Below are 25,180 nucleotides of genomic sequence, written 5' to 3'. Positions count from 1 at the left end.
GAGCACCAGGGTGAGCAGATCTCTGCATTTCAACGCATTTCTCATGACGACCGGGCACCACGAGTCGTCGTGGCGACTACCGGGATCGAATCCACGGGCCGGCACGGACATCGCTCACTATCAGCAGTTGGCGCAGATCGCCGAACGAGGAAAGTTCGACTCGATCTTCTTCGCCGACAGCCCACAACTCGTCGCCGACGTCGGGCGCAGACCGTCGGGCTATCTGGAGCCGTTGCAGATCCTCACTGCCGTCTCCACGGTCACCGAGAAGATCGGTTTGGTTGCCACGGCCACGACGAGCTACAACGAACCTTTCAATCTTGCGCGAGCATTCGCGTCGCTCGATCACATCTCGGGCGGACGAGCCGGCTGGAACATCGTCACGACGGCGGGTCTCGACGCGGCCCAGAATTTCAACCTGGACACGCTTCCGGCTCACGGCGACCGGTACGCCCGCGCAGCCGAATTCGTCGATGTCGCGCAGAAGCTCTGGGACAGTTGGGACGACGACGCAGTCGTCGCCGACAAGGAATCAGGCGTGTGGGGAGACAACACCCGGGTTCGCACCATCGACCATCGGGGGCACTACTTCAGTGTTCGCGGGCCGCTGAACGTACCTCGGCCGATACAGGGCTATCCGCTTCTGGTCCAGGCCGGTTCGTCGGAGGATGGCAAGGAGCTGGCCTCTCGCTACGCCGAGGCCGTGTTCACGGCGCAACAGACCATCGAGGATGCACGCGAGTTCTACCTCGACCTCAAACGCCGCACTGCAGCGGCCGGACGCAACCCGGACCACATCAAGATCCTGCCGGGCATCGTGCCCGTCATCGGGTCCACCGAGGCGCAGGCGCGCGAACTCGAGGAGGAACTCGACCGCCTCATCGTGCCCGAGTACGCGCTGACGCAACTGGCCAAGACGCTCAAGGTCGATCCGTCCGAGCTGGCACTGGACAAGCAGCTACCGGCCGAGCTGCTCGCCGAGGACGACATCGAGGAGGCCAAGAGTCGTTACACACTCATCGTCGAACTCGCGCGCAGGGAATCGCTGACGGTGCGCCAACTCATCGGCCGACTCGGCGGCGGGCGTGGGCACCGCACCTTCACCGGCACTCCCCCTCAGGTCGCCGACGCGATCGAGGAATGGTTCACCGGCGACGCCGCGGACGGCTTCAACATCATGCCGCCCGCGCTGCCGTCGGGACTCGAGATCTTCGTCGACGAGGTGGTGCCGATCCTGCAGGCCCGCGGCCTGTTCCGCACCGAGTACACCGGATCCACACTGCGGGAGCACTACGGGTTGCCGCGTCCGGCACATCGGTTCGCTGCGGTGTGAGGCAGCTACTCTGCGGAGGCCTCCCGCCAGCTGTCGAATGTGAAAGTCCTGCTCGACGGGCCACCGGGGTCGTCCGAGCGACGGTTGCCACGGCTCGCGACTCGATGAGCAATACGCCACCCTGCCTCGGTGCGCACCAACGTGTCCTGATAATCGCCGCTACCCACGGTTCCGTCGGTGCGCACGATGAAGAACTTGCTCCACGCTCGCACGGTCCCGTCGGGGCGCGCCGTCAGAATGGTGTTCGACGTGTGATGCGGGTGGTACGGCTGCACCGATTCGACCATCCGACGCACCTCCGCGACGCCGGAGAAAGCCGACGGCCCACTGCCGAACACCACGTCCGGGGTGAAGACGGTGTGTGCATCATCCCAGTCCCTGTTGTCGATGACCTGGGCGTAGCGTGCAAGGACGTCGAGGATCTCGGCTGCCGCTGCCGCGTCGACGCGGCCCTCGGGTGCGCTCATCGCCCACCTGTCCAGCTGGAGAACGACTCCTGCCTGCCCTGGCTACCTTCGGGCCGGTTGCGAGTACTGATACGCCGCTTGGCGATTCGAAGGCCATCGGGGGTATCGGCGATCTCGTCGACGTAGTCACCCGTCAACGAGGTCGCGTCGAACTCCACGACCAGGAATCGACTCCACGCATGCAGCTCACCGTGCGGGCCGGTCCTGACGATGGTGTTCAAGGTGTGATGCGACCGAAGGGGGTCGAACCCCTCGACAAACCCACGAATCTCCGAAAGCCCGGTGACCGTGCGGATCTCACCGTCGGCGAACTCCGCGTCGAGTTCGGCGTCGACGGTGAACACCGACGCCAGCTCGTCCCACTCCTTGTTGTCCACGACGTGTGCGTAGCGGGCGAGCAACTCGTGCACTGCCCAGTTGGTTTCGCTCACGGGATCAACACGAACTTGCCGCGGGGATGCTCGGCCTTCAACTCCGCGTGCGCCGTCCCAGCATCGGCCAGTGGGAAGGTCTTCGCGATCGGCACGGAGAAGTCCCCTGCCGCAGCGGACGCCACGAGCGCGAGCCGCGCGTTCTTCCGGCGCTCGGCGCTCTGTGGGTTGCCGCCACCGACCGACTGGAAACCTTCGTCGGCGGCGCGACCGAACGCTGCGATGGTCACGATGCGCGAGGTGTCCGACACCAGAGCAAGCGACACATCGACCGCCTCGTCGGTACCGACCGTGTCGATCGCGGCGTCGATGCCGCCGGGCGCCAGCGCCTTCACTCGCTCCAACAGGCCGTCTCCGTATTCCACCGGCTCGGCTCCGTACGCGCGGAGAGCGTCGTGATTGACCGCTCTGGCAGTGCCGATGACGCGCGCTCCGCGTGCTTTCGCCTGCTGAACGACGATGGATCCGACGCCTCCCGCAGCTCCGTGCACGAGAACGGTCTCGCCTTCGCCGACATGGGTCACCTCGAGCGTGTCGTACGACGTGCCCGCGACGACCAGTAGGCCTGCTGCGGTCTCCCAGTCGAGCTCGGCTGGTTTGGGCAGCACGGCGTCGGCCGGCACCAGGAGCTTCTCGGCGTATGCGCCCTTGGCCCCGGTGACGATGACCTCGTCGCCGGCGGCGATCGGTCCGGCAGGACCTGTCGCGCTGTTTCCCACGGCAAGAACGACACCACTTGCTTCGCTACCGAGATGCAGCGGGAGAGTGGAGGAATCCGAACCGAAAGCCCCACTGTAGAGCTTGTAGTCGATGGGGTTCACCCCGATCGCCTTGACCTCCACGAGGACCTGCCCCGCGGCCGGCTGGGCCAACGCCTCGTCCACGATGCGTACTACCTCCGGGCCACCGAATGCTGTTGCAACCGCTACTCGAGTCATGTCGTCCTTCAACTCCCCTTCGTCTCGAATTCTTCCTCACCGACCGCGTCGGTCAGGAGACCACGCGAGCACATCACCGCCACCACTGCATACCCGATGAGACCCACCAGTGCAACGATGACGAACGGGAGTGCCCGCCACACCGTTTCGGTCGCGTCGAGCGCCCTGCCCACGATCGCGCCCACAGCAAGCGAGGCAACGGCGGATACCAGATAGAACCACCCGTAGTAAGTGCCCGACAGGCGTTCCTCACCTACGACGCCGAGCAACTCCATGATGTACGGATTGGCCAGTGCGATACCGATACCGAACACCGCGGTGGTCACCACCACCGGCGCCAACACCAGTATCCACCCCACGACCGGCCTGGGAGTGGAGGCGCTCTCGATCAGCGGAGCACTCACCGCGAGTGGCACGAAGGCCGCACCCATCGAACCGATGCCTATCGCGGCGGCTCTCCCCGGTGACAAGGTACGACGGGCCCACGCTGTCACCGGCATCTGCAGTCCGATTCCCACGAGCGTCGACACGACGAACACCACGCTCACCGCCTGCGCACTACCGGTGACACGTTCGGCTTCGATCGGCAGCGCGAGGTAGAGCTGGTTGTACAGCGCAAAGTACGCACACCCACCGAGGGTGAAGAGCATGAACGGCCGGTTCTTCAACACGGTTCCCCAGCTGCCCACCACCGAATCGCGGTGAAGCAGCCGCGGCTGCGCAGGTAACGCGATCAGTTGGGCGAGCGTGAGAAGCGCGAACACGACGGCCGCGACAGCTGCGACCAGTTGGAAATCGACGCCCAGCAAGACGGCGCCGAGCAGCGGCCCCACCAGTGCACCTACGTTGCCGAACACGTTGTACACCGAGAAGACCTCGGCCCGACCGGTTTCGGATTCGCGCATCAGATAGGTCCGCACGGCAGGGCTGAACACCGCTCCCGCGACCCCGATGGCGATCGTCGCCGTCACGACACCGACGGCGCTGGATGTGCTCGCGTAGAGGCCGAAGGCGATCACCCGCAGCGCACATCCGGTGATGATCGTTGCCCGCGGACCCCACCGGTCCGCCAGCGTTCCACCGACGAGAAAAAGACCTTGCTGACTGAACGTTCGAAGTCCCAGGACGATACCGACGAACGCGACACTGAACCCCAGATCGCCGCGAAGGTAGGTCGCCAGGAACGGAAGCACCATGTAGAACCCGAGGCTGATCCCGAACTGGTTGACCATCAACAACTTCGATGCAGGAGGAAGACCGCCGTAGGCTGTCCGGAGCGTCCCCGCTCTACCTACACCCGCAGCCGTGGCAGTCCCCATTCCTTTCCGAGCAGTTCGTACGACCTGAGCCGATCCGCATGATCGTGCGTGACACTCGTGACGACGAGTTCCTTTGCGCCGGTTGCTCGCTGCAGTCCGTCCAGCTTCTCGGCGACCGCTGCTGCCGACCCCACGAACTGCGTGGTGACGCGGTCCTGCACGATCTCCGACTGCTCGTCGGTCAACGGTGCAACCGTCTTCGGATCCGGGTACGGGATGGCGCCGTGCCCGCTCCGAATGCTGTGCACCCACTGCGGGAACGACGACGCCAGATCCGTTGCCTCGTCATCCGATTCCGCGACGACGGCGTCCGCGGACACGACGACGTACGGCTCGTGCAGAATCTTCGACGGCACGAACGCGGCGCGGTACGCCTCGACTGCATCGAGCGTGGTTCCCGGGCTGACGTGGTAGTTCGCGACGAACGGCAACCCGCGGGCTCCCGCCACCTGCGCGCTCTGGCCGCCACTGCTGCCGAACAACCACAGTTCGACGTCGGCGCCTGCACCAGGCGTCGCGGTGAGTTCCACGCCGGTCGATGTCGCGAAGTCGCCGCGAAGGAACCCGATGATGTCGTCGAGCTGAACCTCGAAGTCCGGCGCTTCGGCGTTCGGTTGCACCAGCACGGTTCCGGACGCCACCAGCCGATCCAGAAGTATGAGTTTGCTCATCTGGAATGGCTTCGGGAACAGCGTTCCCTCGATGACCTTGGCTTCGTGCTCCGGCTCGGGTCGGTCCTTGCCTGCCAGAGCTTCTGCCCGGCGTTGACCGGAGCGCCCGATTCCGAGATCGATACGCCCCGGATAGACGGCGTCGATGGTGCCGAAGGACTCGACCACCGATGCCGCGGTGTGATGGCCGATCTGCACCGCTGCAGAGCCGACCCGAATTCGGTTGGTAGCTGCGGCGATCAAACCGATCAGGACTGCCGGCGAAGAACTGGCCGCAGCCACGAAGTGGTGCTCGGCCACCCAGTACCGCTCGTAACCCCACTCTTCGACCTGCCGCGCCAGATCGAGGGTGTTGCGCAGCGCCTGCTGCGCCGTCGACCCCTCGCTGATGGGCGAGAGGTCGAGAACCGAGAGAGGTACCCGCGTCACAGCGCCTTCTCGAATCCTGGAATCTTCTCGCCTGCCTCGACGGCGACGGTCAGCTTGTTCTCGGCGGGCGCGACCGGGCACGTCGCGTAGTCGGTGAACGCGCACGGCAGGTTGGACGCCCGATTGAAATCGAGTACGACACGTGCGTCGGTCGCCGGATCCGCGACGGCGAGGGTGCGCGCGGCCCGGTAGGTCGTCACGCCGCTCGTGGCGTCGGTGAACAGAATCTGCAGCCCGCCGGCCTTGCCACCGAACGCAAGGAATTGCTGAGGTGCGCCTGCCAGTTCGAAGTCGATGACGCCGACGGCGGTGTGATGGTGTTCCAGGCCTTCGACGACGGCACCGGTGGTGACGATCTTCGACTCCGCGAAAGCGGTGAACGTTCCTTCCACCGACCACTTCTCGGACGGGGTGAACGCCGGGATTCCGGTGAACCGAGCGAGGTCGGGCGACTTGGGATCGTGCACTCGCAACGCGACGGAACCGGTCCGACGGATCACCTCGATGCGGCGATCGCCGTCCTCGACGAGCAGTCCGGGTGCACCTTCCACCGGCTCCAGCCTGTCCACGGACAGCCCTTCGATGTACACGGCCTTCTCGTCTGCTCTCCAACGGCCGGGAAGATCGGCGACGGTCTCGAACTCGTCGGTGAGCCAATACAATCCGGTCAGAGCCACCCAGCCGAGCGGGTCGCGGTAGTACCCTTCACGCTCGGCATGCCACTGGTTCCACGATGCTTCGAACGTATCGGTGGTGATGGTGCTGGTCATGATGCACGCACTCCTTCTCGCTTGTCGTACGGATGGGTGAGTCCGAGATGGTCACGAAGCGTCGTTCCGGTGTACTCGGTGCGGAAGCTCCCGAGCTCCTGAAGCTCCGGCACCACCTTGTCGACGAACTCGTCCAACCCGGCCGGGGTGATGTGTGGGACGAGGATGAATCCGTCGCATGCCTCGTTCTGCACGTAACTGTCGATCTCGGCGGCCACCTGCGTCGGTGTGCCGATGAACTGCTGACGTGCGGTGACGTCGATGATGAGCTCACGGATACTGAGGTTCCCGGCTTCTGCCCGCGCCCGCCAGTCGCGGGCGACGGTTGCGGGGTCGCCGTGCCGAACTCGGCCGCGGGTGATGTTGACGTCCACCTCAGGGTCCTCCTTCGGCAGCGGTCCGTCGGGATCGTACTCGGACAGGTCCTTACCCCAGACCTGCTCGAGGAACGAGATAGCGGTCTGGGGTCCGACCTGCTGATGACGAATGATGTTCGCTCGCTCGCTCGCCTCCGCTTCGGTATCGCCCAACACGAACGTCGCGGCGGGAAGCACCTTGAGGTCGGCGTGCTCGCGGCCGTACTTCGCGAGCCTGCCCTTGACGTCGGAGTAGAACTTCTGGCCTGCCTCCAGTGTGCCGTGCACGGTGAAAATCGCGTCGGCCTTGGCGGCACCGAACTCGCGCCCCTCGTCGGAGTCGCCCGCCTGCAGGAGAACCGGATGACCCTGGGGACTGCGCGGAACGCCGAACGCGGCGTCGATGTCGAACTGCGGTCCCTGGTGGCGGACCTGGTTGATCGATTCGCGTCGAGCGAAGACACCGTTGTCACGGTCGAGGACAACGGCGTCGGGGCTCCAGCTGTCCCACAGCTCACGGGAGGTGTCGACGATCTCGCGTGCCCGCACGTACCGGTCGTTCCGGTCGAGATAACCGCCGCGGCGGAAGTTCTCACCGGTGAACGCATCCGACGACGTCACCATGTTCCATGCCGCGCGGCCGCCGGACAGATGATCGAGCGAGGCGAACTGCTTGGCCAGTTCGAACGGCTCGTTGAAGGTGGTGTTGATCGTGCCGGCAAGACCGAGGCGATCGGTGACCGCGGCCAGCGCATTGAGCACGATCAGCGTGTCAGGCCTGCCCACGACGTCGAGGTCGTGGATACGCCCCTGGTGTTCGCGCAACCTCAGTCCTTCGGCGAGGAAGAAGAAGTCGAACAGTCCACGCTCGGCGGTCTGCGCGAGATGGACGAACGAATCGAATTCGATCTGGCTCTTCGACGCCGGGTCGGCCCAGACGGTGGTGTTGTTGACCCCGGGAAAGTGTGCGCCGAGGTGGATCTGCTTCTTCTGCTGTGCCATTACTGCGCTTCCTTTGCGTAACGATTCACCGGGCGTTTCAGGCCGAGCCGCGCGCGCAGGGATCCTGCGCGCGAAACGGGAGACCACGACAGCTGCGGCAGGACGTGAGTAGCAATCTCGGGCAGGGTCGAGGCCAGCGCGAGGGGACGCAGCGTGACGCCGTCGACTGCACCGGATTCGGCGATCTGCTCGAGCAACGACCGCAGTCCGTCTGCGTCGCCGTGGTAGGTCACCGATTCCGGCGAGTGCGGGGCCCAGTTCTCGAGCTGAGCGAGATCGTCTGTGGCCGACCCGGAGACGAGGACTTCGAGGTCGAGTACGACGTGGACGTCGAGCGGGTCACGACCTGCAGCAACGACGGCCCTGCGCACTGCCGCAGCGATGGTCGCGGCGTCCTCCACCGTCGGAGCCGAGATGCGGACGATGTCGGCGCGTGCTCCAGCGAGAGACAGGAGCGGAGCCTGCGGAGTGGAAGGCTCGGCACTTGCACGGATGACGACAATCGGCTGACCCTGTGGTGATCGCGGGGTGATCGAGGGCCCTTTGACCGAGAAGTTCTCACCTTCGAAGTCGATGTAGTGCAACTTGTCTCGGTCGATGAAGCGCCCGGTGGCCGCGTCGCGAATTTCGGCGTCGTCCTCCCAGCTGTCCCACAGCCTGGTGACGACCTCGATGGCCTCGTCGGCTTCGCGCCAGAGGCTGTCGGTGCTCTGTTCGGGCTTGCGGCCGAATGCTCGCGCTTGATCGGGGCCCTCCGACACTGCGACTTCCCAGCCTGCGCGGCCGTTCGATGCGTAGTCGATGCTCGCGATCTGCTTGGACACGTGGAACGGCTCGGTGTGAGTGACGGTGACGGTGGGAACGAGCCCGATCGACTGCGTACCCGCCGAGGCCCGCGCCGCGATGGAGGCGGCGTCGAGTCTGCCGAGCTCCGAACCGGCGCTGGATTGCAGCGCGAACGAATCATCGATGAATGCGACATCGATGCCCGCACGGTCGGCGATCTCCAGGTGATCCGTCCAGTAGTCCGCGGTGAACAGTTCTTCCGCCCGCGAGTCCTCCCGGCGCCACGCCTGCGGGTGAATGCCGGTGCCGTGCAGTTCGACGGCAATCACAAAGGTACGGTCAGGCATGAGCGGTCTCCTTGTCGAGCGAACCACCGGGAATGGCCGCCAGAAGTTCACGGGTGTAGGCGCGTTGTGGTGTATCGAATATCTGTGCCGTCGGCCCGTATTCGACGATGTTGCCGGACTGCATGACCGCGACGGTGTCGCTGATCTGGCGAACCACGGCCAGGTCGTGCGAGATGAACAGGTAGCTCAGGTGGAGTTCGGACTGCAGGTCGTCGAGCAGGGACAGTATCTGCGACTGCACCGACACGTCGAGGGCGGACACCGGTTCGTCGAGCACCACCAGATCCGGTCGTAGTGCCAGCGCTCGGGCGATGGCAACACGTTGACGCTGTCCGCCGGACAGCTCCGCAGGCCGGCGCCTGGCGTAATCCTTCGACAGCGCAACCTGATCGAGCAATTCGGCAACCCGAGCGGATCGCTCGGCGGACGTGCCGACCTTGAACGCCTCGAGGGGCTCACCGATGATCTGATCGACGTGCAGTTTCGGGTTCAGCGAGGCGTACGGGTTCTGGTAGACGATCTGGACCCGTCGACGCAGTGCGCGCAGTGCCGAGCCACGCAGCGAGGTGACCTCGGTGCCGTCGAACTCGACCGATCCGCTCGTCGGGGTCTCCAGCCCGATTGCGATACGCGCGAGAGTCGACTTGCCCGAACCTGATTCACCGACGAGAGACAGAGTGTGTCCACGCTCGACGGTGATGGATGCGTTCTTCACGGCATCGAGCGTGACGCCGCGTCCGATTCGGAAGGTCTTGGACAGATCTTTCACCGTCAGAATCGGGTTTCCCGACGACGGTCGCGGCGGGCGAAGTGCCGAGTTCAGGCTCGGCGCTGCCGCGAGCAGAGACCTGGTGTACTCGTGCTTCGGGTCGGCGAGAACCTCGGCAGTCGGACCGGTTTCGACGATCACACCCTTGCTCATGACGACCAACCGATCGGCCCGATCGGCTGCAACGCCCAGATCGTGGGTGATCAGCAGCACCGCTGCGCCCGTCTCGGCGATGCGCGCGTCGAGGTGATCGAGGATCCGCCGCTGTACCGTCACGTCGAGCGCACTGGTCGGCTCGTCTGCGATGACCAGTTCGGGTTTGCACGCCAACGCAATTCCGATGAGGACTCGCTGGCGCTGGCCACCGGAGAGATCCTGTGGGTACTGACGTGCGCGGAGTTCCGGGTTGTCTATCCCGGCTTCGGTGAGTATCCGGATCGCTTCGATCTTCGCAGAGCGCTTGGTGGCCAGGCCGTGCACGCGAAGCACCTCGGCCACCTGTTCACCGATCCGAATGACGGGATTGAGCGAGGTCGTCGGATCCTGCGGTACGAGGCCGATGTGGGCTCCGCGCAACCGGTCCAGTGCCTTCTCCGACGCGTTGTCGATGCGATCACCGTCGAAGTGCACCGTGCCACCGGTGACGTGGCCGGTGCCCGACAGCAGCCCGATGAGGGCGTGTGCGGTCGTGGATTTACCGGAACCGGATTCTCCGACGATGGCGACGACCTCGCCCTTGTCCACGCTCAGGCTGATCCCTCGGACGGCAGGAGTGTCGCCGTAGGACACTTCCAGATTGTCGACCTTCAGTACCGGACTCATCGCTTGCCTCCTTCGAGAGCGTGACCGACTCGGTGCGCGGACAACACGACGGCCACGATCACCAGGCCGGGCAGAGTTGTCATCCACCAGGCGGTGGCGAGGAAGTTACGGCCTTCGGAGATCAACGAACCCCATTCCGGAGTCGGCGGCACCGCGCCGAATCCGAGGAAGCTCAGCGCGGACACCGCGAGCACCGCCATGCCGAATTCGACTGCGGCGAGCGCGATGACCGGCGCGTACGAGTTACGCAGGATATGACGGCGAAACACGTCGTACCACCGAACCCCGGACGCGTATGCCGCCTCGACGTAGAGCGAGCGACGCACTCGCAGTACCTCCGAACGCATGACGCGCGCGAAGTTGGCGACGAGGGACACACCGACGGCGATGGCGACGTTGCGGGTTCCGAAACCCAGTGCCGTCACCAAGGCCAAGGACAGCAGCAGTGCCGGAATCGACAGGAGCACATCGACGAAGCGCATCAGCACTGCATCGAGAACACCGCCGACGGCTCCCGACAGCAGCCCGATCAGAGTGCCGACGACGAGCGCGATGGCGACGGCCATCAGGGTCGCCGTCAACGACAGTCCCGCGCCGTGCACGACGCGCGTGTACAGATCGCGGCCGATGTTGTCGGTTCCGAACCAGTGTGTCGCGCTCGGTCCCTGCAGCTTGTCCGCCGGAACACCCTGGAGTGGGTCACCGCTGGCGAACGCCGACGGGAACAGGGCGAATCCGACGGCGAGGAGCAGGACCACGATCGAGATGGCCAGCCACACGTTCTTCAGCGCCCACCGGAGCGAGAGTCGCCTGCGCTTCGTCGGGGCCGCCGGGGCCAGCACCTCCGGTTCCGGGGTATCGACGCCCAGTTCGCGAGTCAGGATGTCAGACATGCGCTTTCTCCTCTTGCTCCTGCGCGACCTCGCCCGTGGCAGCGGATTTCGGCGCGGACTTGGCGTACTCGCTGGCGATGCGCGGGTCGATCAACGGGTACAGAAGGTCGACGGCGAGATTGACGAGCACGAACACCAGTGAGGTCAGCACCACGATGCCCTGCACCACCGGGATGTCCTGTGCCATGACCGACGTCTGGGTCAATCGGCCGACTCCGGCGCGAGAGAACACCGTTTCGACGACGACCGAGCCTGCCAGCAGATTGCCCACCAGAACTCCCGCGATGGTGAAGGCGGGAATGGAGGACAGCCGCGCCACATGCTTGGTCTGCACCCGCAGGCGCGAGACTCCCTTGGCGCGAGCGGATTCGACGAACGGTTGCTTCCACGTCGTCGTCATCGACGTGGCGAGCACCTGAGCGATGACAGCGCCGGTGGGCAGTGCCAGTGTGATCGCCGGAAGTACCAGCGAGGACGCACCCTGATCACCGAACGCGGGGAAGAGCCGAAGCTGGAACGAGAACACCTGCAGCAGCAGCAGACCCACCCAGAAGGTCGGGACCGCGACGCCGAGCGGCGGGATCGAGAACAGCAGGTTCTTGAACCAACCGGCCTTGGTGTAGGTGGCGAGGAAGGCAAGGGTGCCGCCGAACAGCAGCGCCAGTACCAGTGCGGTCGACGCCAACGCCACCGTGCTCGGCAGCGCGTCGAAGATGGCCGTCGTCACCGACTGACCGGTGGAGATCGAGTAACCGAAGTCACCACGCACAGCGCCACTGAGCGAGTGCCAGTACTGAACCCAGACGGGCTGGTCGAGGCCGTACCGCGCCTGCAGTTCAGCGATGGCTGCTGCGTCGACCGGAGTACCCGAACCCGCGGAATCCGCAGCAAGGGACACCGGATCGGACGGGAGCAGGAACAACACTCCGAACGAGATCGTGAACGCAGCCCACAGAACCAGAACGGCTTGCAGTACGCGCTGTGCGAGGTAACGAATCATGGTTACTGTCCGCTCAGCCAGGTGTCGAAGAACTGCAGACGAGCCGATGCCTCGAACTTCAGGTCCTGCACGTTCGGGCCGGCGCCGATCGCCTGGGACAACTCAATGGTCGGAATCCACAGGCCGTTGTCGAGAACCTGCTGCTGCGCCTGCTCGATGATCTCGTTGCGCTCGGTGGTGTCCGTGGTGGCCAGCTCCTGTGTGAGCAAGGCGTCGAGCTCCGGGATCGGACCGCGTGCATTGAGGTTTCGGCCGTCGACAGCAAATGTCGTGCGCAGGATGTCGCCGTCGGCGCGCGTGCTGTTGTAGTACGTGGAGTCGTAGTCCTTGGTGCCCTGACGCGCAGTCGCCTCCGAGTTGGAGACCAGCTCCAGCTGCAGGTCGACACCGACGTCGCGTAGCTGCTGCTGCGTCAGTTCGAGAATCGCCTGGTTTCCTGCGAACACCGCGCTGAAGAGAACCTTGAAGCTGAGCTTCTGGCCATCCTTCTCACGGATGCCGTCGGCTCCTGGAACCCACCCTGCGGCATCGAGGATCGACTTGGCCTTCTCGGGGTCGTAGGTCACATCGGCCAGTTCGGTGTACCCGGGTGTCTTGCTCGCCAGCGTGCTCGTGGCGGGCTTGAAGTCGGAACCGAGCACGGTGTCGACGAGTTCCTGACGGTTGATCGCCGGCACGAGCGCCTTACGGACCTCGGGATCCTGCAGTACTCCGCGAGTGACGTTGGGCTGGAAGCCGAACGGAATGCCCGGATTCGAGGTCGTCAGGATCTGTCCGCCAGTGGCCTCGATCTGCGGCGCATCCTGCGGCAACGCGTCGCTGACCGCGTCGAGCTGATCCGAGGAGAGGCTGCCGGTACGTACGCCCGATTCGGGGACGACGGTGAACTCGATCTTGTCCAGGTACGCCTCACCCTCGTGGCCGAACGCTGCCGAACCCCAGCTGTAGCCCGCCCGCTTGGCCAGCGTGACCGACTTGTCCTGCTGGTAGTCGGCGTACGTGAACGGGCCACTGCCGATGTTGGTGCCCAGGCACCGCGCTTCGGCAGGCTGCGCCACGGTCTCGGGTGACTGGATACCCAGCTGTGCCGTCGAGGTCGCCTGCAGGAACTGCGCATTGGGGCCGCTGAAGTCCACGCGAGCCGTCAGCGGGTCGACGACTGTGGTGCCCGTGTAACCCGACAGATAGCTTGCCGCGAGTGCCGCTTTGGCGCCGCCCAACACGTTGACGATCGAATCGAAGTTGGCCTTGACCGCCTCGGCGTCGACCGGAGTTCCGTCGCTGAACGTCGCGCCGTCCTTCAGCGTGAAGGTGAAGGACGAGGCGTCCGGGGAGACCTCCCAGCTGTCGGCGAGCCACGGGGTGATCTCACCGGTCTCGGGATCCTGGTCGGTGAGCGAATCGACGATCTGCCGCACGACGTAGATGGTCTGGTTGGTACCGGACTGCGCCGGATCCGAGCAAGTCGGTGCTCCTGACAGCCCGTAGCGCAGCGTGCCGCCGGACGTGGGATCACCGGCATCGGCAGAGGTGGATGTGGAACTTCCGCCACAGGCGGTCAGAACGACGCTGAGGGCAGCGAGCGCACCGACGCCTACGCGTACGGATCGTGAGGACACCGAGTTACTCCGGATCTTTCGGGGACGGCCGAACACACAGCTGCCACGACGTCGGGGCGCGCTGCAGTGAGGACGACAAAGGGGTGAACAACGGGGGGGTGAACAACAGAGGGGTGGAACGAAAAAATGCCCGACCGAGAAGACTCAGTCGAGACAGATGCAACCCGTCACACGGCACAGGTCGACGTGTATGCGGCCCCACGAGTCGACGAAGCCCGCACCGAGTGCCCGGCTCTGCGAACAAGCACGGCCCTGTGAATAAGCACGGCCCTGTGAACGAGCACGGTCGGTGGTGCGCATCGATCCTCCATCGTTCCCGGCGGTAGCACCCGCTCCCGAAGCATCGTGTCGTGTGTGACCGGTGCCCTCGGGGGGTTGCTGCGACGTCGTAGAGCCAGGTCTCTCGGTCGCTCTGGATGGTGTTACGTGCTCGAGTGTACGAGCTGTTACCCCGTCGACGCCAATTGGGGTCTTTTCCTAGCTGGTAACCGGGGAATTCGCATGCTGAAAGCGCGGGATCACGCCTTCCCCGAAGTGGACGGCCTCTTCCAGGTGCGGGTAACCCGAGAAGATGAACTCCTCGATCCCTGCGTCGCGGTACTCGGAGATACGTTCGGCCACCTCGTCGTGGCTGCCCACCAGGGCCGTTCCCGCTCCGCCCCGGACGAGCCCGAATCCGGCCCACAGGTTCGGTGACACGACCAACTTCTCGCGATCACCGCCGTGCAGGTCCAACATTCGACGCTGGCCTTCCGAGCCGATACCCCGCAGCGCCTCCTGGCGCCGGGCGATCAGGTCGTCGTCCAGCCCGGAGATCAGGTTCTCCGCCGCTGCCCACGCCTCGTCGGACGTCTCCCGTGTGATGACGTGCAACCGGATCCCGCCGCGGATCTCACGGCCACGCCTACGCGCCGCATCCTTGACGACGGCCACCTTCTCGGCAACCTGGGCAGGCGGCTCACCCCAGGTCAGGAACACATCCGCCTGGGCGGCCGCGACGTCGATCGCGCCGTCCGAAGACCCGCCGAGATACACATCCGGCATGGGCACCGGTGCGTAGCCGCTGAATCCGGCTCCGCTCGGGCGGTCGACCGTGTAGTACTCGTCGTCGACGGCCACGGGTCGGCCATCACCCACTGCGCGGGCGATCTCGAGGAACCGCTCGGCCCGACGGTATCGCTCGTCCTTGCCCAGTGTGTCGCCGTAGGCACGCTGCTCGGCGTCGTCACCACCGACGACGACGTTGAGCAGTGCCCTGCCACCCGACAATCGCTGGAACGTGCTGACCATCTGTGCCGACAACACCGGCGCCACGGCGCCCGGCCGAAAAGCGACGAGGAACTTGAGGTCGCGGGTTGCGGCGATGAGTGCGGAGGTGACGAGCCAGGCGTCCTCGCAGTGACCGCCGGTCGGGGTCAGGACGGCATGAAAGCCGAGGCGGTCGACGGTCTGCGCGAGTTCGGTCAGGTACGCAAGGGAGGCGTCCCGATGGCCGGTGTCGCTGACCGACTGCGAGCTACCACCGATCGCGACGCCGTGCGAGCTGCCGCCGAGACGCTCGTCGTCACCTCCGGTCGGAAGAAACCACGAAAACTTCATACCCGCCTCCTTCGTCCGTCCACTACCGCACATACGAGAGATGCCACGAGCATCAGGCCGCACACCCCGAGTCCGCCGCCGACTGCCCGGCCGAAATCCTCGGAGTCTGCGGCGAGTATGCCGAGGTAGATGCCGGACACCGCAGCCAACGATATCGTCGCCGACAATCGCTGGGACAGTTGCAGAAATCCTGCGGCGACGCCGTTGGCCCCGGCGGGTGCGTATTCGAGCGTCATGCCGCGGTTGGGTGCGTCGACGAATCCGCTTGCGATGCCGGAGAATACGGCCAGGACCGCGAACGAGAGGACCGTGTACTCGCGGGGCACCACGTTGACCACCCCGACATAGCCTGCGACCACGAGCAACTCGAGCACGACGGCTCCGACCACTGCGGTTCTACCGAGCCGTGCAACGATCCGCCACCCGAACGCCGACGTCACCGCCATCAGCAGCGAACTGCCCGCCATGATGAGCGCCGCCTGCAGCGCGGGGTATCCCAACCCTTCGATCAGGTAGAGGCTCAGTACCGCGTTGAGAGCGAGCACAGCGCCGAACCAGAACATCGCCACCAGCGTTCCCAGCGTGTATCCGCGCGAGGCCAGCAGCGCTGGGAGCAGCACGGGAGTTCCGCCGCCTGCAGCGAAATGCCGTTCCCAGAACCAGAATCCGCACAGTGTCGCGGCGGAGCCGAGAACCGACACGGTGGCGAAGATCGGCCCGAGCGAGGACACCATCGGCAGCAGCAGAAGCAGCGTCGCCACCGCGAGTGCGATCAGTCCGACGATGTCGATGCTCGCACCGCTCCGGCGTGCCTCGTCGCGTCGGAGCCACAGCGCGGCAGCGATCAACGTGATGACGGCGAACGGGACGTTGAGAACCAACAGCAGTCGCCAGCCCACGTCCGGGCTCGCGACACCGAGGAGCGCTCCGCCGAGTACAGGTCCGATCAGGCCCGCGAGCCCGCCCGCAGTGCTGTACGCCCCGAGCGCTTGTGCGCGCTCCTTGCCCTTGTAGCGATCGGTGATGATCCCCAGCACCTGCGAGCTGACGGTTCCCGCACCGATCCCCTGACCCAGCCGGGCCGCGACGATCATCCACGGCTCCGCCGCGACTGCGCCGAGCAGACCCATCACCGCGAACAACGACAGACCGAACAGGAAGAGTCGACGACGACCGATGACGTCGCCCAATCTGCCCGCGGGTACGAGCGCAAGGCCGAACGTCAGCGAATAACTTGCCAGGATCCATTGCACCTCCGCGGTACCGGCGTCGAGGGAGCCCCGTATCGCCGGGATTCCGATACCGAGTACCGCGGAGTCGAGCAGGGTGGTGAAACCGGCTGCTGCGCAGACGAAGACATCTCTGCGCGAACTGGCAGCGGTCTGTTCCCGAGCGTCAGCCTGCAGCGCTGATATCGGTCTCACCGGACTTTCTACGCGTCAGCGGCTCGCGGAGCCCGAGGTGACCGCGCAGGGTGTCGGAGGTGTACTCCGTGCGGTATGCACCGCGCTCCTGCAGTTCCGGCACCAACCACTCGACGATCTCGTCCAACCCACCGGGAACGATGTACGGCGAGATGTTGAACCCGTCGGTCGCTCCCTCACGGACCCACTTGGTGAGCTCGTCGGCTACCTGGCCCGGTGTGCCCGCGAAACCCGAGCGCTGCGACGTCTCGATGGCGACCTCGCGGAGCGAGAGATTCTTGGCCTCGGCCAGTGCCCGCCATTCTCGTGCCAGCTGGATCGGATCCTTGCCGTCGCGGAACGCACCGCGTGTCACCGAGATCGGTGCGGGGACGGGGTCGTCGGCCGGCAACGGTCCGTCGGGGTCGAGATCGGACAGGTCGCGGCCCCACACCAATCCGACGAGGGAGAGTGCCGTCTGGCCGGTGAACTGGCCCTCGCGGACCCAGCGTTCCTTCTCCTCGACCTCGGCGGCGTTCTCCGCCAACACGATCTGAGTGCCCGGCAGAATCTTGATGTCGTCGTCCGGCCGACCGGCGGCCCGGAGCCGCGCGCGGATGTCGTTGGCGAACGTCAACGCCTCCTCGAAATGCGTTCCGTGACGCGAGAAGATGACGTCGGCGTTGGCCGCCGCGAAATCACGGCCCGTCGGCGAGTCCCCGGCCTGGAAGATCACCGGATGCCCCTGTGCACTGCGCGGCAGAGTCGAATCGATATCGACGTCGAACTGCGAACTCGAACGCGAGAGGTGCTGTACTGCATCGTCGGTGGACCAGGATGCTGCGCCGGAGCTGGTTGCCAGAGCGTCGTCGGACCAGCCATCCCAGATCGCACGCGCGGTACGAATGAACTGCCCTGCACGCTCGTAACGCAGCTCGTGGTCGAGGAACCCGCCGCGGCGGAAGTTCTCCCCGGTCCACGCATTGTCGGTGGTGACGGCGTTCCAGCCGGCCCGGCCACCGGACAGGATGTCGAGCCCGGCCAGCCTTCTTGCCAGATCGCCCGGCTCGTTGTACGTCGTGTTCTGCGTTGCGACGAGCCCGATGTGCGAGGTGATGCCTGCCAGCGCGGACAGCTGGGCGATCGCGTCGGGTCGACCGGCGATGTCGAGGTCGAGGATCTTGCCCTGCTGCTCACGAAGTCGCAGACCTTCACCGAGGAAGAAGGCGTCGAACAGGCCCTTCTCGGCGGTGGAGATCATGTGGCGGAAGGTCTCGAAGTCGATCTGTGACCCACTCGCGGGGTCCGACCAGACGGTGGTGTGATTGACGCCTTGGAAGAACACACCGAAGTGGACGTGTGCGTTCGGACGGGGAACAGACATGGCCGATCAGACCCTCTCGTAACGATTTGCCGGGCGCGTGAGTCCGAAGTTGCCACGCAGTGTCGAACCGGGCACCGGACGATGGGCGACACCGGATTTGAACAGCACGGGAAGCACGAGGCGGCCGAGAGCCGGGAGATCTTCGTCGATGACGGTGGGGAAGAGCCGAACTCCGTCGGCCGTGGCTGCGATGTCGGTGAGCAGCTCGGCGAGACCCGTTGCGCTGCCCGAGTACTCGAGCCGAGGCGACGGCGTGCGTGCCGAGTGCGCATCGAGTGCCGCCAGCCGATCGGCAGCGGAGATCTCGCGGGTATCGAGCGTGACATCGATTTCGACGACGGTCAGTCCTTCACCTCGCTCGGTCGGCGGGCGCTGAACCAGAACGACGTCGACCTGGTCGCGGTCCGCCTCGGTACCGAAGACCACCAACTGCCCCTGCGGTGGCCTCGGCACGATGGCGGGACCTTTCACGGTGAACGATTCGCCTTCGAAGTCGACGTAGTGCAGTTTGTCCCGATCGAGGAACCGACCGCTCGCATAGTCGCGGACGACCGCGTCGTCTTCCCAGGAATCCCACAGCGAGCGCACGACCGTGATCGAATCACGTTGCTCACGATCACGATCGGCGGCATCGGTGACCTCCGGTCGTCCCCACGCCCGAGCTGCAGCAGGGTCGTCGACGCGGACCGGGATCCAACCGCCGCGTCCGCGCGAGGAGTAATCGAGTGTCGCCAACTGCGAGGAAGTATGGAACGGCTCGGCATAGGTGGTTCCCACGACCGGCACCAACCCGAGGGTGGACGTCGTCGCCGCGACGTACGAGGCACGATTGACCGCGTCGACGCGCGCCCGGATGTCCCCCGACGGAGGGACGATCGAGTCGTCGAACGTGGCGTAGGTGAATCCGGCGTTCTCCGCCGCCGCGACTCGCTGCTTCAGAACACGTCCGGTGAGAGACTCGTTCGGTGCGTGGCCTGCGCGGCGCCACGCGGCCGGATGGTTTCCCTCCCCGTCCAACTCGATGCCCAGGGCGAAAACACTCATACCAGAACCTCTTTCAGGGTGGAACGTTGGGATGCGAGCGGTCTGCTGGAAATCCGCTCGCGCAGAACGGGTGCAACCGCCGATTGGAACAATTCGAGACTGCGACGTTGCTGCTGGGGCGTCACACCGTCGGCATCGGCACTGAGGTGGATGACCTCGTGCCCGAACTGCTCGTGATAGCGACCGACCTTGTCGATCACCTGCTGTGGGCTGCCGATCAACGCCGAACCACGCTCGACCAGATCCTCGACCGAATCGAAGACGACGGGAAAACCTGCACTCCGCTGCGCAGCCAGACGCGCCTCGAACGTGAATCGATATGCAGCGACGGCTTCCTGCGACGTCTCCGCGATGTGGAATCCGGCAGTCCCCGCGCCGACGAGCGCATCCTCGGGGCGATGTCCGTAGAACTCCCACTGCTGCCGATAGTGCCGAATCAGTTCGGCGTACGGCTCGATCGGGTTGGTGACATTGGCCGAGAAGATCGGATCGCCGTACCGCGCAGCCAGGTCGACGGAACTCTTGCTCGTCGCGCTACCGTGCCACACACGGATACGCGATTGCAGAGGCCTCGGCAACGCCTTGGCCTCGACGAGTGACGGCCTGAATCGACCGGACCACGTGACGCTGTCGCTCTCCCACAGGGCCCGAAACAGTTCGTAACCTTCGCGATTGCGGTCCCATTGGTCGTCGGGCGTCACATGGAACAACTCGGCCTGCGCTGCGCCGTTGCCCTTTCCGATGATCAATTCCAGACGCCCACCGGACAGGTTGTCCAGTGTGGAGTAATCCTCGAAGGCGCGCACCGGATCCAGCAAGCTCAAGGTCGTAACAGCCGTGAACAACGAAATCGTCGACGTACGCGCGGCGATATTGCTCAGCACGACGGGCGGTGAGGACGAGATGAACGGATCCTCGTGTCGCTCGCCGACGGCAAAACCGTCGAAACCCAGTTCTTCGGCGAGCACAGCTGTCTCGACGACGTCCCGCAGTCGCTCGGCCGGCGTCTTCTTCTCCTGCGAGATCGGGTCCGGCTGATGCGAGATCAGCGTCATCAGCAGAAACTTCATGATGCACCCACACAGTCGAGGAACTTCTCGAACGCGTGTGCGCCGACTTCCTCGGAGGGAAGGTTCGGATCGTAGAGCGCGGTGTACCCGGTGGCCAGGTACAGAGCCACGGCCTCCGGCTGACGCCACCCCGTGGTCAGGTAGATCCGCGAGTAACCTCGCTCGCCTGCAATCCGTTCCAGCTCGGCGACCACCAACTTGCCGTACCCCCGCTTGCGATGACTCGACGCGGTCCAGATGCGCTTGAGCTCTGCGGTCGAGGAATCGAACTGCCTGAACGCTCCGCCTGCAACGGGAACGCCGTCCGAAATCGCGACGATCAGCGCGCCCCGCGGGGGTTCGAACTCTTCTGCCGGATACGCCTTCAGTTCGCTGTACTGCTCCCCCGGCGTACGGCCGTACCGAGTTGCATATTCGAGGGCAAGTTCCTCGATCAGAGGCGCAGCAAGCGGATCGGTCTGGTGCACTGCCACGAACTGAAGGGTTGGTGTATCGGTAGGCGTACTCACTCGTATTTCTCCTCCATCGGTCCTGGCGGGAGCACCCGCACGCGCGCGCGTGATGGTTGCTGCGACGTCGTCGAGCCAAGGTCTCTCGGTCGCTCTGGATGGGTATGCAGTTGTCAGGGCCGGCCAGTTGTACGAACCGGCGTCGACGCCGATCCATTCCCGATCGCCGGAAAGTTTTTTTCCTGGCCTAGACGGTCGGGGACGTTCGCGGACCGAATCGGAACAGACTCGTCGAGGGTGCACGGCCGTCGACCAGATCGGCGACCAGTTCACCGACCGCCGGTGCGAATTTGAACCCATGCCCGGAGAAGCCGGCTGCGATCGTCAGATCTCCGCTTCTGTCGACGACGAAGTTGGAGTCGGGAGTGGTCGTGTAGAGGCACGTCAGCGGGTCCGCGGAGTCGACATCGACGCCGGGCAGCCATGCACGCGCATAGTCCTTCAACCGCTCCACGCCATCGGGAATCGGTACGAAGTCTCGCGTATCCGGCTCGATGATCGGACCGGTGCCGTGCTCACCGATCTTCACCCCGTCCTCGGACGACAGACCGTAGATTCCCTCGGTCTGCAGTTCTGCACCCGGGTGGTGGACGAAACTCGGCCACGCTGCGTCGATGGTCGGGAGGAAGTGTGCAGGTTGTTCCTGCGTGGTCACCAACCGGGGCAGCGGCACGTGGGCGGAGACCAACGACGACGTCCATGCACCTCCGGCGACGACGATGTGATCGGCGGAGAACGTGGCGGAGTCGGTGGAGACCTCGGTGTTGCGAATCTCACGCACGGCACTGCCGTATTCGATTCGGGCGCCCAGCTTTTCGGCTGCCGCGGCGAAGGCCGCGACGCTCCGGTCGGCGTGCAGCCGACCAGCGTCGGGGTGATGGAGCACCGTGGTGTCGAACTTCATTCCCGGCCAGCGCCGCTGCGCCTCGGCCGGGTCGAGCACCTCACCGGCCAAGCCGAACCGTGCCAACGCGTCGATTCGCGGTTGCACGATATCGGCCGGGCCGTGGTCGACCGCACCGGTGATGGTGAGAAGGTCTGTACCGGTGTCGGTTTCGAGCTCGCGCCACAGCGTATATGCGCGGGCGGCGAGGCTGACGTAGTAGTCGTCGGCATAGGCGTGACGGAAAATCCGCGACGACCCGTGCGACGCACCGTTCTTGTGGCCGGGCTGGAACTGCTCGATCAGGGTGACATCGTGGCCACGCTTGGCGAGATTCCACGCCGATGCCGCTCCGATGACGCCGCCGCCGACGACTACTACGTTCATGACTACTTTCCTACTGCATTTTCTTACTGCATTCGATCGAACGAGGGCGGAGATTTACGGAGCCTTGCGGGGCAAGCCGGGAGGGTTGATGACCGACTCGGTGACGGCCTCGGACTGCAGGCCCCACTTGTCGAGCACCTCCTGGTAGCTACCGTCCTCGATGACGTGGTTGAGGGCTTCCTGAATGGGCTCGATGAGTCCGTTGTCCTTCTTGACGAGCACTGCGATTTCACCCTGCAGGTTCTCTCCTGCACCGGAGAAGGTGCCGATCACTTCGGTCTCACCCGTGCTCGACGAATGGTAGACCGCGGACGGGTTGGGGCCGAAGTAACCGTCGATACGTCCCGAGCCGAGTGCGAGGTAGTAGTCGGATGCGTTCTGGTAGTAGGCGATCTCGGTAGGAGCGAGGCCTTCGGCGACGTTCTGCGCGTTCCAGTCGACGAGCAGCTGTTCCTGGTTGGTGCCGGAACCGACGCCGATCTTCTTGCCCGCGACATCCTTACGGCCTTCGACGGTCCAACCACTGTCCTTCGGTGCCTCGAACGCGAGGTTGTCGAGACGGTACGTCGCGAAGTCGTACTTGTCCTTACGCTCTTCGGTCACGGTGACATTGGAGATGAACGCGTCGTTCTCACCCGAGTCGATCTTGACGAAGTTCTGTGCCCAGTCGGCGGTATTGCCCTCGTACTGCAGGCCGAGAGTGTCGGCGATCAAGTACGCGATGTCGATCTCGGATCCGACGGTGGTCTTGTCGTCGGTTGCGTAGAAACTGAGCGGCGGAGTCGATCCGACCGAGCCCGTCACGATCAGAGTTCCGCGGTCGCGGATTGCCTGGGGCACCTTCGCGGCGATCTCGTCGACCTTGTCGACATGGATGCGGCCGGACTGCTCGGGTGATACGTCGTACGTGACGCCGTCGGAGGCGGTGACGCTGCTCTCGGCCTCGGGCTCACTGCAGGCGGACGCAGTCAGTGCAACGGCGACGGCCGCCGAGGCGAGTACCGCGAGACGTCTGGTGGATCTGGACATGATTGTTCCTTGTTTTCTGTGAAAGTGACGCTGGATTCAGAGGACGTGCGCGAGGAACGCCTTGGTGCGCTCCTCGGTAGGACTGTCGAGAAGCTGTGTGGGCGTGCCCTGTTCGACGATCAGGCCGTCGTCCATGAAGACGATGGTATCGGCGATCTCGCGGGCGAATCCGACCTCGTGGGTCACGATGACCAGGGTTGCCCCGTCTCGTGCGAGGCCGCGGATGACTTCGAGGACTTCACCGACCAGTTCCGGGTCGAGCGCAGAGGTGGGCTCGTCGAAGAGGATCACCTTCGGCCGCAGCGCGAGTGCACGCGCAATGGCGACACGCTGCTGTTGGCCACCGGAGAGTCTGCGCGGATAGTCGTGTGCTTTGTCGGCCAGACCGACGCGCTCGAGAAGTTCCTTCGCTTCGATTTCCACCTCGGCCCGATCGCGCTTCTGCGCCGAGATCGGAGCTTCGATGATGTTCTCGAGCGCCGTCAGGTGCGGGAACAGATTGAAGTTCTGGAACACGAAGCCGATCTGCGAGCGCTGGCGGAGAATCTCCTTGTTGCTCAGCTCGTGCAGCTTGTCGCCCTTGCGCCGATATCCGACCAGGTCTCCGTCGACACGGACGGTGCCCTTGTCCACCTTCTCCAGGTGATTGAGGCTGCGGAGCAATGTGGACTTGCCCGATCCCGACGGCCCGATGATGACGGTGACCTCACCAGGGCGTACCACCAGGTCGACGCCTTTGAGTACTTCGTTCGCGCCGAACGATTTGTGAACCCCGCGTACCTCGACGGCGAACTCGGACTTCTCCGGAAGCGCGGTCATCGCGTCGCTCCTCGTGGTGCGAGCGTGATCTCGGCGAGTTTCTTTCGCAGCTTCTGGATCGGCGTCAGCGGAATGTTGCGCACCGCGCCCTTGGCGTAGTGCCGCTCGACGTAGAACTGCACGACCGACAGGATCGACGTCAGCACTATGTACCAGACGGTTGCGACCATCAGCAGGGGCACGACACGACCGTTGCGTCCGTACACCACCTGTACCTGGTAGAACAGCTCCGCGATGGCCATGACGGACACGATGGACGTGCCCTTGAAGAGGCTGATGACCTCGTTGGCAGCATTGGGCAGAATGCCGCGCATCGCCTGCGGCAGAACGATCTTGAAGAACTCGCGCCGCTTCGGGATGCCGAGAGCAGCAGATGCCTCCAGTTGGCCCTGATCCACCGAGATGATGCCGGCGCGAACGATCTCGGCCGAGTACGCAGCCTGGTGCAATGCCAGACCGATAATGGCCGCAGTCGACCCGCTGATCACGCTGTTGACGTTGAACTCGAAGAAGGCCGGGCCGAACGGAATTCCCAGCGACAGCGTCTGATACAGGTACGCGAGGTTGAACCAGAACAACAGCTGCACGATCAACGGAATGGATCGGAACGCCCAGATGTAGAACCAGGAGATGACCTGAAGAACGGGGTTGTTCGACAACCTCGCGATCGCCAGCGCGATGCCGATCACGAAGCCGAAGAGAGTGCCCCAGAACGTCAGCTGAATGGTCAACCACAGGGCCGACAGGATCGATGGCGCCGTGAAATAATCCGCGAAAGTCCCCCAATCCCAGCCGGGGTTGGTGGCGAAGCCGTGAAGGAACTGGGCAACGACGACGAGGACTGCAATACTGATCACCCATCGCCATGGATGCCATTTGCGGGCGACGACCAGGTCTTCGTCGCCGATCACCGTCTCGACCGGCGTCGGCCGGGCTTCCAACTGAGTCACCGGGACCACCGGAGGGGTGCATGCATGATGAATGAAGCCTTCGCGTCGAAGTAAGTGTGTGGGGAGAGCCGTGCAGTGAGAGCTGTGCAGTGAGAATCAAGCGTCAGTACAGGTACAGGTACCTATACGACACAGATCGACGTGAAGACGT

At 64.7% G+C, this 25,180-nt stretch carries 24 protein-coding genes and 1 riboswitch; of the genes, 1 reads left to right on the top strand and 23 read right to left on the bottom strand.

All coding sequences use genetic code 11. The features are described from left to right. Nucleotides 1-10 precede the first annotated feature (10 nt). Nucleotides 11-1,333 (top strand): LLM class flavin-dependent oxidoreductase, encoded by a 1,323-nt coding sequence (locus RY1_RS12530; protein ID WP_072803897.1) that lies wholly within the window; start codon nucleotides 11-13, stop codon nucleotides 1,331-1,333. A 5-nt stretch (nucleotides 1,334-1,338) separates the two neighbouring features. On the opposite strand, the gene RY1_RS12525 is transcribed toward RY1_RS12530, so the two are convergent. From RY1_RS12525 to RY1_RS12420, 23 genes are all read right to left on the bottom strand, one after another. Next, entirely contained in the window at nucleotides 1,339-1,800 is a 462-nt protein-coding gene (locus RY1_RS12525; protein ID WP_072803896.1) for a nuclear transport factor 2 family protein, read from the bottom strand. Further along, nucleotides 1,797-2,231 carry a nuclear transport factor 2 family protein gene (locus RY1_RS12520; RefSeq protein ID WP_072803895.1) on the bottom strand — a complete coding sequence of 145 codons (435 nt, stop codon included), beginning with the start codon at nucleotides 2,229-2,231 and terminating at the stop codon, nucleotides 1,797-1,799. The genes RY1_RS12525 and RY1_RS12520 overlap by 4 nt, the downstream gene beginning before the upstream one ends. Next, on the bottom strand, nucleotides 2,228-3,169 hold the full coding sequence (locus RY1_RS12515) for an NADP-dependent oxidoreductase (protein ID WP_072804032.1): 942 nt from the start codon (nucleotides 3,167-3,169) through the stop codon (nucleotides 2,228-2,230). Before RY1_RS12515 ends, RY1_RS12520 begins: the two co-directional genes overlap by 4 nt. An 8-nt stretch (nucleotides 3,170-3,177) precedes the next feature. Then, nucleotides 3,178-4,488: an MFS transporter gene (locus RY1_RS12510; protein ID WP_072803894.1), complete on the bottom strand. Its 1,311-nt coding sequence runs from the start codon at nucleotides 4,486-4,488 to the stop codon at nucleotides 3,178-3,180. Then, nucleotides 4,461-5,588 carry an LLM class flavin-dependent oxidoreductase gene (locus RY1_RS12505; protein ID WP_072803893.1) on the bottom strand — a complete coding sequence of 376 codons (1,128 nt, stop codon included), beginning with the start codon at nucleotides 5,586-5,588 and terminating at the stop codon, nucleotides 4,461-4,463. The genes RY1_RS12510 and RY1_RS12505 overlap by 28 nt, the downstream gene beginning before the upstream one ends. Further along, entirely contained in the window at nucleotides 5,585-6,358 is a 774-nt protein-coding gene (locus RY1_RS12500; protein WP_072803892.1) for a DUF1684 domain-containing protein, read from the bottom strand. Before RY1_RS12500 ends, RY1_RS12505 begins: the two co-directional genes overlap by 4 nt. Then, nucleotides 6,355-7,716 carry an NtaA/DmoA family FMN-dependent monooxygenase gene (locus RY1_RS12495; protein ID WP_072803891.1) on the bottom strand — a complete coding sequence of 454 codons (1,362 nt, stop codon included), beginning with the start codon at nucleotides 7,714-7,716 and terminating at the stop codon, nucleotides 6,355-6,357. Before RY1_RS12495 ends, RY1_RS12500 begins: the two co-directional genes overlap by 4 nt. Continuing rightward, nucleotides 7,716-8,849 carry an LLM class flavin-dependent oxidoreductase gene (locus RY1_RS12490; protein WP_072803890.1) on the bottom strand — a complete coding sequence of 378 codons (1,134 nt, stop codon included), beginning with the start codon at nucleotides 8,847-8,849 and terminating at the stop codon, nucleotides 7,716-7,718. The genes RY1_RS12495 and RY1_RS12490 overlap by 1 nt, the downstream gene beginning before the upstream one ends. After that, nucleotides 8,842-10,440, bottom strand: a complete 1,599-nt coding sequence (locus tag RY1_RS12485) for a dipeptide ABC transporter ATP-binding protein (protein WP_072803889.1) — start codon at nucleotides 10,438-10,440, stop codon at nucleotides 8,842-8,844. The genes RY1_RS12490 and RY1_RS12485 overlap by 8 nt, the downstream gene beginning before the upstream one ends. Beyond that, nucleotides 10,437-11,333, bottom strand: a complete 897-nt coding sequence (locus RY1_RS12480; protein WP_072803888.1) for an ABC transporter permease — start codon at nucleotides 11,331-11,333, stop codon at nucleotides 10,437-10,439. The genes RY1_RS12485 and RY1_RS12480 overlap by 4 nt, the downstream gene beginning before the upstream one ends. Further along, a complete protein-coding gene (locus tag RY1_RS12475) occupies nucleotides 11,326-12,333 on the bottom strand; it encodes an ABC transporter permease (RefSeq protein WP_072803887.1) in 1,008 nt (335 codons plus the stop codon). The genes RY1_RS12480 and RY1_RS12475 overlap by 8 nt, the downstream gene beginning before the upstream one ends. A 2-nt stretch (nucleotides 12,334-12,335) precedes the next feature. Next, complete coding sequence (locus RY1_RS12470) at nucleotides 12,336-13,952, bottom strand: ABC transporter substrate-binding protein (protein ID WP_072803886.1); 1,617 nt, start codon at nucleotides 13,950-13,952, stop codon at nucleotides 12,336-12,338. Between the two features lie 144 nt (nucleotides 13,953-14,096). Beyond that, the gene (locus RY1_RS30995; RefSeq protein WP_371829471.1) at nucleotides 14,097-14,252 is read right to left on the bottom strand and encodes a putative leader peptide; all 156 of its coding nucleotides are present in this window, start codon (nucleotides 14,250-14,252) and stop codon (nucleotides 14,097-14,099) included. A gap of 4 nt (nucleotides 14,253-14,256) precedes the next feature. Then, a riboswitch (SAM riboswitch) is annotated at nucleotides 14,257-14,375 on the bottom strand. Nucleotides 14,376-14,429: 54 nt separating this feature from the next. Next, complete coding sequence (locus RY1_RS12465) at nucleotides 14,430-15,551, bottom strand: LLM class flavin-dependent oxidoreductase (protein WP_139279817.1); 1,122 nt, start codon at nucleotides 15,549-15,551, stop codon at nucleotides 14,430-14,432. Beyond that, a complete protein-coding gene (locus RY1_RS12460; protein ID WP_072803884.1) occupies nucleotides 15,548-16,975 on the bottom strand; it encodes an MFS transporter in 1,428 nt (475 codons plus the stop codon). The genes RY1_RS12465 and RY1_RS12460 overlap by 4 nt, the downstream gene beginning before the upstream one ends. Further along, nucleotides 16,947-18,338 carry an NtaA/DmoA family FMN-dependent monooxygenase gene (locus RY1_RS12455; RefSeq protein WP_072803883.1) on the bottom strand — a complete coding sequence of 464 codons (1,392 nt, stop codon included), beginning with the start codon at nucleotides 18,336-18,338 and terminating at the stop codon, nucleotides 16,947-16,949. The genes RY1_RS12460 and RY1_RS12455 overlap by 29 nt, the downstream gene beginning before the upstream one ends. 6 nt (nucleotides 18,339-18,344) lie before the next feature. Further along, on the bottom strand, nucleotides 18,345-19,382 hold the full coding sequence (locus tag RY1_RS12450; protein WP_072803882.1) for an LLM class flavin-dependent oxidoreductase: 1,038 nt from the start codon (nucleotides 19,380-19,382) through the stop codon (nucleotides 18,345-18,347). Continuing rightward, complete coding sequence (locus RY1_RS12445; protein WP_072803881.1) at nucleotides 19,379-20,452, bottom strand: LLM class flavin-dependent oxidoreductase; 1,074 nt, start codon at nucleotides 20,450-20,452, stop codon at nucleotides 19,379-19,381. The genes RY1_RS12450 and RY1_RS12445 overlap by 4 nt, the downstream gene beginning before the upstream one ends. After that, nucleotides 20,449-20,925 carry a GNAT family N-acetyltransferase gene (locus RY1_RS12440; RefSeq protein ID WP_245819626.1) on the bottom strand — a complete coding sequence of 159 codons (477 nt, stop codon included), beginning with the start codon at nucleotides 20,923-20,925 and terminating at the stop codon, nucleotides 20,449-20,451. Before RY1_RS12440 ends, RY1_RS12445 begins: the two co-directional genes overlap by 4 nt. Nucleotides 20,926-21,148: 223 nt before the next feature. Next, nucleotides 21,149-22,231, bottom strand: a complete 1,083-nt coding sequence (gene solA / locus RY1_RS12435) for an N-methyl-L-tryptophan oxidase (protein ID WP_072803879.1) — start codon at nucleotides 22,229-22,231, stop codon at nucleotides 21,149-21,151. Between the two features lie 54 nt (nucleotides 22,232-22,285). Next, entirely contained in the window at nucleotides 22,286-23,260 is a 975-nt protein-coding gene (locus tag RY1_RS12430; protein ID WP_072803878.1) for an ABC transporter substrate-binding protein, read from the bottom strand. Between the two features lie 36 nt (nucleotides 23,261-23,296). Beyond that, nucleotides 23,297-24,079 (bottom strand): amino acid ABC transporter ATP-binding protein, encoded by a 783-nt coding sequence (locus RY1_RS12425; protein ID WP_072803877.1) that lies wholly within the window; start codon nucleotides 24,077-24,079, stop codon nucleotides 23,297-23,299. Continuing rightward, a complete protein-coding gene (locus tag RY1_RS12420; RefSeq protein WP_072803876.1) occupies nucleotides 24,076-25,038 on the bottom strand; it encodes an amino acid ABC transporter permease in 963 nt (320 codons plus the stop codon). Before RY1_RS12420 ends, RY1_RS12425 begins: the two co-directional genes overlap by 4 nt. Nucleotides 25,039-25,180 lie beyond the last annotated feature (142 nt).

The organism is Rhodococcus yunnanensis NBRC 103083 (assembly GCF_001895005.1).
GTDB lineage: Bacteria > Actinomycetota > Actinomycetes > Mycobacteriales > Mycobacteriaceae > Rhodococcoides > Rhodococcoides yunnanense.
Note: the sequence above shows the minus strand (reverse complement) of the source record. Positions and strands in the feature narration are given on the sequence as shown.